At 71.7% G+C, this 12,026-nt stretch carries 10 protein-coding genes; 9 read left to right on the top strand and 1 reads right to left on the bottom strand.

Features of this window, described 5'->3' with window-relative positions:
• Positions 1-65 precede the first annotated feature (65 nt).
• From ACWGKT_RS33400 to ftsH, 3 genes are all read left to right on the top strand, one after another.
• Positions 66-2,516 carry a [protein-PII] uridylyltransferase gene (locus ACWGKT_RS33400; protein ID WP_453276589.1) on the top strand — a complete coding sequence of 817 codons (2,451 nt, stop codon included), beginning with the start codon at positions 66-68 and terminating at the stop codon, positions 2,514-2,516.
• A 113-nt stretch (positions 2,517-2,629) separates the two neighbouring features.
• Positions 2,630-4,177, top strand: a complete 1,548-nt coding sequence (gene ffh / locus ACWGKT_RS33395; protein ID WP_453276588.1) for a signal recognition particle protein — start codon at positions 2,630-2,632, stop codon at positions 4,175-4,177.
• Between the two features lie 104 nt (positions 4,178-4,281).
• Positions 4,282-6,219: an ATP-dependent zinc metalloprotease FtsH gene (gene ftsH, locus ACWGKT_RS33390; RefSeq protein ID WP_453276587.1), complete on the top strand. Its 1,938-nt coding sequence runs from the start codon at positions 4,282-4,284 to the stop codon at positions 6,217-6,219.
• Between the two features lie 36 nt (positions 6,220-6,255).
• Here the strand turns inward: ftsH and ACWGKT_RS33385 are convergent, their stop codons facing one another.
• Complete coding sequence (locus tag ACWGKT_RS33385) at positions 6,256-7,113, bottom strand: SAM-dependent methyltransferase (protein WP_453276586.1); 858 nt, start codon at positions 7,111-7,113, stop codon at positions 6,256-6,258.
• A 199-nt stretch (positions 7,114-7,312) separates the two neighbouring features.
• Between ACWGKT_RS33385 and proS the strand changes: the two genes are divergently transcribed.
• The 6 genes from proS (at position 7,313) to trmD (ending at position 12,019) form a co-directional block, all read left to right on the top strand.
• The gene (proS, locus tag ACWGKT_RS33380) at positions 7,313-8,728 is read left to right on the top strand and encodes a proline--tRNA ligase (protein ID WP_453276585.1); all 1,416 of its coding nucleotides are present in this window, start codon (positions 7,313-7,315) and stop codon (positions 8,726-8,728) included.
• A 259-nt stretch (positions 8,729-8,987) separates the two neighbouring features.
• Complete coding sequence (locus tag ACWGKT_RS33375; RefSeq protein ID WP_356147034.1) at positions 8,988-9,590, top strand: hypothetical protein; 603 nt, start codon at positions 8,988-8,990, stop codon at positions 9,588-9,590.
• Positions 9,591-9,897: 307 nt separating this feature from the next.
• Positions 9,898-10,317: a 30S ribosomal protein S16 gene (gene rpsP / locus ACWGKT_RS33370; protein ID WP_235454609.1), complete on the top strand. Its 420-nt coding sequence runs from the start codon at positions 9,898-9,900 to the stop codon at positions 10,315-10,317.
• Between the two features lie 5 nt (positions 10,318-10,322).
• Positions 10,323-10,562 (top strand): RNA-binding protein, encoded by a 240-nt coding sequence (locus tag ACWGKT_RS33365; protein ID WP_009190870.1) that lies wholly within the window; start codon positions 10,323-10,325, stop codon positions 10,560-10,562.
• 81 nt (positions 10,563-10,643) lie between these two features.
• Positions 10,644-11,186 (top strand): ribosome maturation factor RimM, encoded by a 543-nt coding sequence (rimM, locus tag ACWGKT_RS33360; protein ID WP_356147038.1) that lies wholly within the window; start codon positions 10,644-10,646, stop codon positions 11,184-11,186.
• Entirely contained in the window at positions 11,186-12,019 is an 834-nt protein-coding gene (gene trmD, locus ACWGKT_RS33355) for a tRNA (guanosine(37)-N1)-methyltransferase TrmD (RefSeq protein ID WP_453276584.1), read from the top strand. The genes rimM and trmD overlap by 1 nt, the downstream gene beginning before the upstream one ends.
• Positions 12,020-12,026 lie beyond the last annotated feature (7 nt).

Raw genomic sequence — 12,026 nt, 5'->3', positions numbered from 1 at the left:
CGGAGCGGATCCGCCACCACGGACGGCGGGCCCGCTCACCACGGAAGAAGGACAGGAGTCGCTGGGTGACGAGTACGGATGTTCCGAAGGACGCGGAGGACTCGGGACCCAGCGGCTACGCGGCGGCCCGGCTGCGCCTCCTCACCGAGGGGGCGCGGTCCGGGCCGCCGCGCCGTGCGGCCCTCGCCGAGCTGACGGACGACTGGCTGACGGGGCTGTTCACCGCGGCCGCCGAGGGGCTCAAGGGTGTCTCGCTGGTGGCCGTCGGCGGCTACGGACGCGGCGAGCTGTCCCCGCGCAGCGACCTCGACCTCGTCCTGCTGCACGACGGCGGCGACAGCAAGACGGTCGCCGCCCTCGCCGACCGCCTCTGGTACCCCGTCTGGGACCTCGGCCTGGCCCTCGACCACTCCGTGCGGACGCCGTCGGAGGCCCGCCGGACGGCCGCCGAGGACCTCAAGGTCCAGCTCGGCCTGCTCGACGCCCGGCACCTCGCCGGCGACCTCGGCCTCACGGCCGGACTGCGCACGGCGGTGCTCGCCGACTGGCGCAACCAGGCGCCCAAGCGCCTGCCCGAACTCCAGGAGCTGTGCGCCGAGCGCGCCGAGCGCCAGGGCGAGCTGCAGTACCTGCTGGAACCGGACCTCAAGGAGGCCCGGGGCGGCCTGCGCGACGCCACCGCCCTGCGTGCCGTCGCCGCCTCCTGGCTGGCCGACGCCCCGCGCGAGGGCCTCGCCGACGCCCGGCGGAGCCTGCTCGACGTGCGCGACGCGCTGCATCTGACCACCGGGCGCGCCACCGACCGGCTGGCCCTGCAGGAACAGGACCAGGTCGCCGCCGAGCTCGGCCTCCTCGACGCCGACACCCTGCTGCGGCAGGTGTACGAGGCGGCGCGGGTCATCTCGTACGCCAGTGACGTCACCTGGCGTGAAGTGGGGCGCGTGCTGCGCTCGCGCGCCGTGCGGCCCCGGCTGCGTGCCATGCTCGGGGGCTCCAAGCCGGTCACCGAGCGGTCGCCGCTCGCCGAGGGCGTGGTGGAACAGGACGGCGAGGTGGTCCTCGCCCGCGCCGCACGCCCCGAACGCGACCCCGTGCTCCCGCTGCGCGCCGCGGCCGCCGCCGCACAGTCCGGCCTCCCGCTCTCCCTGCACGCCGTGCGGCGCATGGCGGCCACCGCCCGCCCCCTGCCCACGCCCTGGCCCGCCGAGGCCCGCGAGCAGCTCGTCACCCTGCTCGGCTCCGGCCGTCCCACCGTCGAGGTCTGGGAGGCACTGGAGGCGGAAGGCCTGATCACGCGCCTGCTGCCGGACTGGGAGCGGGTCCGCTGCCGCCCCCAGCGCAACGCCGTCCACATCTGGACCGTCGACCGGCACCTCATCGAAACGGCCGTCCGCGCCTCCGAGCTCACCCGTCGCGTCAGCCGCCCCGACCTCCTCCTCGTCTCGGCGCTGCTGCACGACATCGGCAAGGGCTGGCCCGGCGACCACTCCGTGGCCGGCGAGATCATCGCCAAGGACGTGGCGGCGCGGATCGGCTTCGACCGCGCGGACGTGGGCGTCCTGTCGACGCTCGTACGCCACCACCTTCTCCTCATCGAGACGGCCACCCGGCGCGACCTGGACGATCCGGCCACCGTCCGCTCGGTCGCCCAGGCGGTCGGCACACAGGGCACCCTGGAGCTGCTGCACGCGCTCACCGAGGCGGACGCGATGGCCACGGGGCCCGCCGCCTGGTCGTCCTGGCGCGGCTCCCTCGTCGCCGACCTGGTGAAACGGGTCTCGGCCGTGCTCGCGGGGGACGCCCCCGAGGAACCCGAGCCCGCCGCGCCCACCGCCGAGCAGGAGCGGCTCGCCATCGAGGCGTTCCGCACGCGCGGGCCGGTCCTCGCGCTGCGCGCCCAGGCCGAGCCGCCGGCCGAGGAGGAACCGTCCGGGGAGCCCGAACCCCTCGGCGTGGAGCTCCTCATCGCCGTACCGGACCAGCCCTGGGTGCTGCCCGCGGTCGCCGGTGTGCTGGCCGTGCACCGCCTGACCGTGCGCACCGCGGAACTGCGCACCCTGAGCCTCCCGGACGACGTCGACGACGGCTCCGTGCTGCTGCTCGACTGGCGCGTGGCGGCGGAGTACGGCTCCCTGCCCCAGGCGGCCCGGCTGCGCGCCGACCTGGTCCGCGCCCTCGACGGCTCCCTGGACGTCACCGGCCGCCTCGCCGAACGCGACGCCGCCTACCCCCGCCGCCGTGGCTGGATCGCGCCGCCCGCCCGCGTCACGGTGGCCTCCGCGGCCTCCCGGCACGCCACGGTGATCGAGGTCCGCGCCCAGGACGCCCCGGGCCTGCTGTTCCGGATCGGGCAGGCGCTGGAGGACGCGCGGGTGCGGGTGCGCAGCGCCCATGTCTCGACCCTCGGCGCCAACGCCGTGGACGCCTTCTACGTGACCGGCACCGACGGCTCGCCGCTGCCCGGCGACGAGGCGGCGACGGTGGCGCGGAAGCTGGAGGAGGCCCTGCAGGGGTGACAGCGCCCCCGGAAGTGGCCTTCCGGGGATGACAGTGACCCGCTTCAGCCGGGCCGGGATACCCTGGAGGGCGATTCCTTAAGCCGACCCCGACCCCGAGGACCGACGCCGCCGTGTTCGATACTCTCTCCGATCGCCTCTCAGCGACTTTCAAGAGCCTGCGCGGCAAGGGGCGGTTGTCCGAGGCGGACATCGACGCCACGGCCCGCGAGATTCGCATCGCGCTCCTCGAAGCGGACGTGGCCCTGCCGGTCGTGCGGACGTTCATCAAGAACGTCAAGGAGCGCGCCCTGGGCGCCGAGGTCTCCAAGGCGCTGAACCCCGCCCAGCAGGTGCTCAAGATCGTCAACGACGAGCTGGTCACCATCCTCGGCGGCGAGACCCGGCGGCTGCGTTTCGCCAAGCAGCCCCCCACCGTGATCATGCTGGCGGGTCTGCAGGGTGCCGGTAAGACCACCCTCGCGGGCAAGCTCGGCCGGTGGCTGAAGGAGCAGGGCCACTCGCCGCTGCTGGTCGCCGCCGACCTCCAGCGCCCGAACGCCGTCAACCAGCTGAGCGTCGTCGCCGAGCGCGCCGGCGTCGCGGTCTTCGCCCCCGAGCCGGGCAACGGCGTCGGCGACCCGGTCAAGGTCGCCAAGGACTCCATCGAGCACGCGAGGACCAAGGTCCACGACATCGTGATCGTGGACACCGCCGGCCGCCTGGGCATCGACCAGGAGATGATGCAGCAGGCCGCGGACATCCGGGACGCGGTCTCGCCGGACGAGATCCTCTTCGTCGTCGACGCGATGATCGGTCAGGACGCGGTCAACACCGCCGAGGCCTTCCGCGACGGCGTCGGCTTCGACGGCGTGGTGCTCTCCAAGCTCGACGGTGACGCCCGCGGTGGTGCCGCCCTGTCGATCCGCCAGGTCACCGGCAAGCCGATCATGTTCGCGTCGAACGGCGAGAAGCTGGAGGACTTCGACGCGTTCCACCCGGACCGGATGGCCTCCCGCATCCTCGACCTGGGTGACCTGCTCACCCTGATCGAGCAGGCGGAGAAGACGTTCAGCCAGGAAGAGGCCGCCAAGATGGCCTCCAAGCTGGCGTCCAAGAAGGGCCAGGACTTCACCCTGGACGACTTCCTGTCCCAGATGGAGCAGGTCAGGAAGATGGGCAGCATCAGCAAGCTGCTCGGCATGCTCCCGGGCATGGGCCAGATCAAGGACCAGATCAACAACCTGGACGAGCGCGAAGTCGACCGCGTGGGCGCGATCATCAAGTCGATGACCCCGGGCGAGCGCCAGGACCCGACGATCATCAACGGTTCGCGCCGCGCCCGTATCGCCAAGGGTTCCGGCGTAGAGGTCAGTGCGGTCAAGGGCCTGGTCGAGCGGTTCTTCGAGGCCCGCAAGATGATGTCCCGCATGGCCCAGGGCGGCGGCATGCCCGGTATGCCGGGGATCCCGGGCATGGGCGGCGGCCCCGGCCGCGCCAAGAAGCAGCCGAAGAAGGCCAAGGGCAAGCAGCGCTCCGGCAACCCGATGAAGCGCAAGCAGCAGGAGCTGGAGGAGGCCCAGCGCCGCGAGGCGGCCGCCCAGGGCGGAGCTTTCGGGCTGCCGCAGCAGGGCGGTGAGGAGTTCGAGCTGCCGGACGAGTTCAAGAAGTTCATGGGCTGACATGCGGCATGGGCTGACATGCGTACGGCACTGAGGGCGCCCTTCTTCCGGGAGGGGCGCCCTCAGCGCGTGCCGAGGTCCGCCATGTGCCGTAACGTCCAGATATGAGCAATGCCGCGCCACCCCGCAAGGCACCTGACCAGCCGTGGCGCTCCGAGGGCACCCCGGACGAGTCGCCCCGGCGGCCCGGGGGCAGACGGCTGCGCGGCAAGTGGTGGGGCCTGGTCTTCGCCGCGCTCGTGGTGTTCGTGCTGGCCTACGTGGGGCTCAACTACCTCGGCCAGGGCAACGAGCCGACGATCTCGTACACGGAGTTCAGCCGGCAGGTCGACGCCGGCAACGTCGCCAGGATCTACTCCAAGGGCGACGCGATCCAGGGCCAGCTCAAGACCGCCCGGAGCAATCCCGAGGGCGGCGGCGAATACACCAAGTTCCGGACACAGCGCCCGGCCTTCGCGTCCGACAACCTGTGGAAGAGCCTGACCGGCCACGGCGTCCAGGTGACCGCACAGCCGGTCGTGCAGGAGCGCAGCCTGGTGTCCAACCTGCTGCTCTCGCTGGTGCCGATCGTGCTGCTGGTCGGCGTGTGGATCTTCTTCGCCCGGCGCATCGGCGCCGGACTGGGCGGTGCGGGCGGAATGTTCGGCCGCAAGGAGCCGCCCAAACCGGTCGAGCTGCGGCCCGGCACCGAGCGCACGACGTTCGCGGACGTGGCGGGCATCGACGAGGTCAAGGGCGAGCTCGACGACGTCGTCGACTTCCTGGAGCACCCCGACGCCTATCGCAAGATGGGCGCGAAGATGCCGAGAGGCGTGCTGCTCGCGGGTCCGCCGGGCACCGGCAAGACCCTGCTGGCCCGGGCCGTCGCGGGCGAGGCGGGTGTGCCGTTCTTCTCCGCCTCCGCCTCCGAGTTCATCGAGATGATCGTCGGTGTCGGCGCGTCCCGGGTGCGCGAACTGTTCGCCGAGGCCCGCAAGGTGGCGCCGTCGATCATCTTCATCGACGAGATCGACACGATCGGCCGGCAGCGCGGCGGCGGCCCCTCGGTGAGCGGCCACGACGAGCGCGAGCAGACGCTGAACCAGATCCTCACGGAGATGGACGGCTTCTCCGGCTCGGAGGGCGTGATCGTCATCGCGGCGACCAACCGCGCCGACATCCTCGACCCCGCGCTGACCCGGCCCGGCCGCTTCGACCGCGTGGTCAACGTCGCCCCGCCGGACCGCGGGGGCCGCGAGGCGATCCTGCGGATCCACACCCGCGAGATCCCGCTCTCCGGGGACGTCGACCTGGCCCACCTGGCCCGTACGACCCCCGGCATGACAGGTGCGGATCTGGCCAATCTCGCCAACGAGGCCGCGCTGCTCGCGGTCAAGCGCAAGCAGGACGAGGTGACCCGCTCGGACCTGTCCGAGGCCCTGGAGAAGGTGCAACTGGGCGCCGAACGCACCCTCGTCATGCCCGAGGAGGACCGCCGCCGCACCGCGTACCACGAGAGCGGGCACGCCCTGCTCGGCATGCTGGAGCCCGGCGCCGACCCCGTCCGCAAGGTCACCATCGTGCCGCGCGGCCGGGCGCTCGGCGTGACGATGTCGACCCCCGAGGTCGAGCGGTACGCGCACTCCGAGGGATACCTGCGCGGACGCATCATCGGCGCGCTGGGCGGCATGGCGGCGGAGCAGGTGGTCTACGGGGTCGTCACCACCGGCGCGGAGAACGACCTCGAACAGGTCACCAACATCGCGCGCGGGATGGTGGCCCGCTGGGGCATGAGCGAACGCGTCGGCCGGCTCTCCGCCCTGCCCAGCGACGCCCAGCAGGCGTACGGCCTCGCCGCCGCCCCGCAGACGCTCGACGTGATCGACGCGGAGATGCGCCGGATCGTCGACGAGTGCTACGAGGAGGCCCGCGACAAGCTCCGCGAGCACCGGGGCAAGCTGGACGCCCTGGCCGAGGCGCTGCTGGAGAACGAGACGCTGGAGGAGGCGGACGCGTACCGGATCGCGGGCATCACCCGCCTGACGAAGAACGCGGACGCCTAGGGCGTCCGGGAGGTCCGCGCCCAGGACGTCCGCCGCCTAGGGCGTCCGGGCGATCAGGTAGCGGAACACGTTCGGCATCCACACCGTCCCGTCCCGCCGCTGGTGCGGGTGCAGGGCCTCGGTCAGTTCCTTGTCCACCCGCTCCTGGTCCGTGGCCGCGATCGCCGCGTCGAACAGTCCCGTCGACAACAGGCCGCGTACGGCGCTGGCGAGGTCGGCGTACCCGAACGGGCAGGCCACCCGCCCCGAGCCGTCCGGCCGCAGCCCGGCCCGCTGGGCGACCTCCTCCAGGTCGTCGCGCAGGGCGGTGCGCCAGCCGTGCGCCGCGCGCTCGGGATCCGCGAGCCGGGACGCCACCCGCAGCACGGCCGAGGTCGCGCAGCGCTCCGGCGGCCCCCAGCCGGCCAGCACCACCGGCGTGCCGCGCTCGGCGAGCGGGGTGGCGGCGGCGAGCTGCGCACCGAGCCCCTCGGAGTCGCCGGCCAGGCACCCGATGGGCTCGAAGGCGGTCACCAGGCTGTACGCGGGCGTCTTAGCGCCGGCCGCGTCCCGGGGTGGACCCGCGACGATCCGGCTGCCCGCACGCGCGCGTGCACGCCAGGCGTTGGGCAGCAGCCGCTCCCGCGCGAGGGCTAACCGCTCGGGGTGGTCGGACTCGACGCCGGTGACCGCGGCCCCTCTGGAGGCCGCCATCAGCAGGGCGAGCCCGGATCCGCAGCCGAGGCCCAGCAACCGTGTGCCGGGGCCGACGTCAAGTCGCTCGTAGACGGCCTCGTAGAGCGGGACAAGCATCCGCTCCTGGATCTCCGACCAGTCACGCGCGCGTGAGTCCAGGCTCACGCGGGGTGCGGATCCCGCATGAGACAGGTGGTCCCGCACGAGCGTAGGTGTCATAGGTAAGCGCCCCAATCCGCCAAGAGTTGGTGGTGTGCCCGGTTCAGTGGCCCCCGTGCCGTGCGCTCGCACTCCCCACGTATGCCAGGTAACTCCCGGCTCGCGACGGCGTCCAGGGGTCGTAGGTCCCCGGATCGGGGTTGCCGGTGCCTGTGGCGAGAATTCACATCCCCGCAATACGAGCCCGTACCATCACGCCATGGCGAAGGCACCCATTCTCACGCCCCGTGCGGACGACTTCCCGCGCTGGTACCAGGATCTGACCGCCAAGGCCGAGTTGGCCGACAACGGACCGGTGCGCGGCACCATGGTGATCCGACCGTACGGGTACGGGCTGTGGGAGCGGATGCAGGCCGAGATGGACGCCCGGATCAAGGAGACGGGGACGCAGAACGCCTACTTCCCGTTGCTGATCCCGCAGTCGTACCTCACCAAGGAGGCCGACCACGTCGAGGGGTTCGCGCCCGAACTGGCGGTGGTCACGCACGGCGGCGGCAAGGAGCTGGAGGAGCCCGCGGTCGTCCGCCCGACGTCCGAGACCATCATCAACGACTACTTCTCCAAGTGGGTGCAGAGCTACCGCGACCTGCCCCTGCTCATCAACCAGTGGGCGAACGTGGTGCGGTGGGAGCTGCGTCCCCGACTCTTCCTGCGCACCTCCGAGTTCCTGTGGCAGGAGGGGCACACCGCGCACGCCACGTACGAGGAGGCGCGCGACTTCGCCGCGCTCATCCAGCGCGAGGTCTACGGCGACTTCCTGGAGGACGTCCTCGCGATGGACTTCGTCTCCGGCCGCAAGACGGTCAAGGAGCGCTTCGCGGGGGCCGTCAACACCCTCACGCTCGAAAGCATGATGGGCGACGGCAAGGCCCTGCAGATGGTCACCAGCCATGAACTGGGCCAGAACTTCGCGAAGGCGTTCAACACCCGCTATCTGTCGAAGGACGGCACGCAGGAGTACGTCTGGCAGACCTCCTGGGGCTCGACCACGCGCATGATCGGCGCCCTGGTGATGACGCACGGGGACGACGACGGCCTGCGCGTGCCGCCGCGTCTGGCGCAGATCCAGGCCGTCGTCCTCGCCATCAAGGACGACGAGGCGGTTCTGGCCAAGGTCCGCGAGATCGGCGACCGGCTGACGGCGGCCGGGATCCGCGTCCGGGTCGACGACCGCACCGACACGCCGTTCGGGCGCCGCGCGGTCGACTGGGAGCTCAAGGGCATCCCGGTGCGCATCGAGATCGGCCCGCGCGACCTGGAGAACGGCACGGCGATGCTGGCCCGCCGCATCCCGGGCGGCAAGGAGCCGGTGGCCCTCGACGCGCTCGCGGACCTCCTCCCGGCGATCCTGGAAGAGGACCAGGCGCTGCTGCTGCGGCAGTCCCGGGAGCGCCGCGAGTCCCGTACGACGGACGTGGCGACGATCGGGGAGGCCGTCGAGGCCGTCACCGCCGGCGGCTGGGCGCGTATCCCGTGGGCCGTCCTCGGCGAGCGGGGCGAGGCCGAACTGGCCGAGCACGCGGTGACCGTACGGTGTCTGGTCGCCGCGGACGGGTCCGTTCCGGACGACGGGGACGCCCCGGGTAACGTCGCGGTCGTCGCGCGCGCTTACTGAAGTAGCGCCCGCGTCACGAGAGCGACCGAAACGCCTCTTGCGCACTCGCCGACCACAACTGTCCCGGCGCGCGGATCAACGCTACGCGCCGGGGCGTACGTCACTCTACGCACCGGCTTGGTATGAGCTGTGAGGCTTCTCCGCAGATCAGCGCACCCGCCCTCGTCAGGACGCATCAGCGGCAACTGACGGGTAAGTGCAAATTATTTGGGATGCCCCGGAATAGGAACACGGGGGCACTCACGCTCGTTGTCATTACGTGAGCACGACACAGACACCACCTGTCCTCGCCGCAGAGCTGGCGCAGGCGTGGGCCGACATTCAGCGGTACCACCCCGAGCTGCCAGACCTTGCCGCGCCAGAGTCCCTGATCGGGGAGTCGTCGTCCGCGTGCGGTCACGAACTCTCCTTCGAACGACTGCTCCATGAGGCAGTCCACGGCATCGCCGCCGCCCGGGGGATCCGTGACACCTCCCGGGCCGGCCGCTACCACAACCGCAGATTCCTCGCGATCGCCGAGGAACTGGGCCTGGACCACCCCGACGAGCCGCACCCCAGCAGCGGCTTCTCGCTGGTCACGCTCAACCCCGAGGCGAAGCGGCGCTACCGGCCGACCATGGAACGGCTGCAGCGCGCCCTGAAGGCCCATGTGGTGGCCACGTCCGCCGACACCACCCGCTCCTTCCGCGGCCCCGCCGCCCGACACGGCTCCTCCGGCGGCGGCGTCCGCGTCAAGGCGGTCTGCGACTGCGGCCGCAACGTCCGGGTGGTCCCGTCGGTCCTGGCCCAGGCCCCGATCGTGTGCGGCGGCTGCGGCAAGCCGTTCCGCATCCCGGAGATCGTGGGGGCCGCGGCGGGCTGAGACCGCGACTGCTCGTGGCAGCCGCGGTCCACTGGCCCGCAATGTGCCGGTGCCGGGCAACGCACCCGACGTGACCTCACCTCCACGCCGGGTGCCGCTCCGGCGTGCCCTGACGTACCTGCCGCACCGCACGGACCCTCGGCCGAGAGCGGCCCGCCGCGTATGGCACAATGGCTAGCTGTACTCGACAGCCGCACAGGACCCCTCTCTCCTCCGGCTGACGCGTCCGTCGGGCACTCGGGTACCGCATCCCCACGCGGCATTCTCGCCGTGCCCAACCACGTCAAATCCAGGAGAATCCACTCCCGTGGCAGTCAAGATCAAGCTGAAGCGTCTGGGCAAGATCCGTTCGCCTCACTACCGCATCGTCGTCGCCGACTCCCGCACCCGTCGTGACGGCCGTGCGATCGAGGAGATCGGCAAGTACCACCCGACCTACAACCCGTCGGTCATCGAGGTGGACGCCGAGCGCGTGGCGTACTGGCTGGGTGTCGGCGCGCAGCCGACCGAGCCCGTCCTCGCCATCCTGAAGAAGACCGGCGACTGGCAGAAGTTCAAGGGCGAGCCCGCCCCGGCGCCGCTGCTCGTCGCCGCCCCGAAGGCCGCGCGTCCGTCGTTCGAGGCCCTCGCGGGTGAGGACGAGGGCAAGGGTGAGGCGATCACCCAGAAGAAGAAGGCTGAGAAGAAGGACGAGGCCGCGGCTGAGTCCGAGTCGACCGAGGCCTGAGCAGCATGCTCGAAGAGGCGCTTGAGCACCTCGTGAAGGGCATCGTCGACAACCCGGACGATGTGCAGGTCGCCTCGCGCAACCTGCGCCGCGGGCGCGTGCTGGAGGTTCGGGTTCACCCCGAGGACCTCGGCAAGGTGATCGGCCGCAACGGCCGCACCGCGCGTGCCCTGCGCACCGTCGTGGGCGCCATCGGCGGCCGCGGCGTCCGCGTCGACCTCGTCGACGTGGACCACGTCCGCTGACGTTTCGCAGCACCGGCTCGGGCCGGGGAGGGCCTCTGGGCCGTCCCCGGCCCGCAGTCGTATGACAGGAGATCAAGCACAGTGCAGCTCGTAGTCGCACGGATCGGCCGCGCCCACGGCATCAAGGGCGAGGTCACCGTGGAGGTACGCACCGACGAGCCCGAGCTCAGGCTCGCACCCGGCGCCGTATTGGCCACCGATCCCGCATCCGCGGGCCCGCTCACCATCGAGACCGGCCGCGTCCACAGCGGCCGCCTCCTCCTGCGCTTCGAGGGCTTCGGCGACCGCAACGCCGCCGAGACCCTGCGCAACACCCTCCTGATCGCCGAGATCGATCCGGAGGTGCTGCCGGAGGACGAGGACGAGTACTACGACCACCAGCTCATCGACCTCGACGTGGTCACCGAGGACGGCACGGAGGTCGGCCGGATCACGGAGATCTCGCACCTGCCCTCCCAGGACCTGTTCATCGTGGAGCGGCCCGACGGCAGCGAGGTGATGATCCCCTTCGTGGAGGAGATCGTCACCGAGATCGACCTGGAGGAGCAGAAGGCGGTCATCACGCCTCCGCCCGGCCTGATCGACGACCGGGCCGAGATCGCGTCCTCGCGGGACGAGGCGTAATGCGCCTCGACGTCGTCACGATCTTCCCCGAGTACCTGGAACCGCTGAACGTCTCCCTGGTCGGCAAGGCACGCGCGCGTGGCCGGCTGAACGTGCACGTGCACGACCTGCGCGGGTGGACGTACGACCGGCACAACACCGTCGACGACACGCCGTACGGCGGCGGCCCCGGCATGGTCATGAAGACCGACCCCTGGGGTGACGCCCTGGACTCCGTCCTCGCCGACGGCTACGAGACGGGCTCCCGCGCGCCCGCGCTGATCGTCCCGACCCCCAGCGGCCGCCCCTTCACCCAGGAGCTGGCCGTGGAGCTCTCCGAGCGCCCCTGGCTGATCTTCACGCCGGCCCGCTACGAGGGCATCGACCGGCGCGTCATGGACGAGTACGCCACCCGGATGCCGGTGTACGAGGTGTCCATCGGGGACTACGTCCTGGCCGGCGGCGAGGCGGCCGTCCTGGTGATCACGGAGGCCGTGGCCAGGCTGCTGCCCGGCGTCCTCGGCAACGCCGAGTCCCACCGGGACGACTCCTTCGCGCCCGGCGCGATGGCGAGCCTCCTGGAGGGCCCCGTCTACACCAAACCGCCCGTCTGGCGCGGCCGTGACATCCCGGACGTGCTGCTCAGCGGCCACCACGGGAAGATCGCCCGCTGGCGCCGGGACGAGGCCCTGCGGCGTACGACCGCCCACCGGCCCGACCTCATCGAACGTTGCGACCCCAAGGCCTTCGACAAGAAGGACCGCGAGATGCTCTCCATCCTGGGCTGGGCCCCCGACCCGGACGGCGAGCCGTACGGTCGATTTTGGCGCAGGCCAGAGGGCGTGGAAGAATAGACCGCTG

Source organism: Streptomyces sp. NPDC054794 (genome assembly GCF_053611585.1).
The sequence above is the reverse complement of the archived record's forward strand: the minus strand, read 5'-3'. Positions and strand labels throughout refer to the sequence as shown.

What these genes read in the sequence shown, in the direction of transcription:
- ftsH (WP_453276587.1), top strand. Translation starts at nt 4,282, where the DNA reads ATGAGCAATGCCGCGCCACCCCGCAAGGCACCTGACCAGCCGTGGCGC.
- ACWGKT_RS33385 (WP_453276586.1), bottom strand. Translation starts at nt 7,113, where the DNA reads ATGACACCTACGCTCGTGCGGGACCACCTGTCTCATGCGGGATCCGCA.
- proS (WP_453276585.1), top strand. Translation starts at nt 7,313, where the DNA reads ATGGCGAAGGCACCCATTCTCACGCCCCGTGCGGACGACTTCCCGCGC.
- ACWGKT_RS33365 (WP_009190870.1), top strand. Translation starts at nt 10,323, where the DNA reads ATGCTCGAAGAGGCGCTTGAGCACCTCGTGAAGGGCATCGTCGACAAC.
- trmD (WP_453276584.1), top strand. Translation starts at nt 11,186, where the DNA reads ATGCGCCTCGACGTCGTCACGATCTTCCCCGAGTACCTGGAACCGCTG.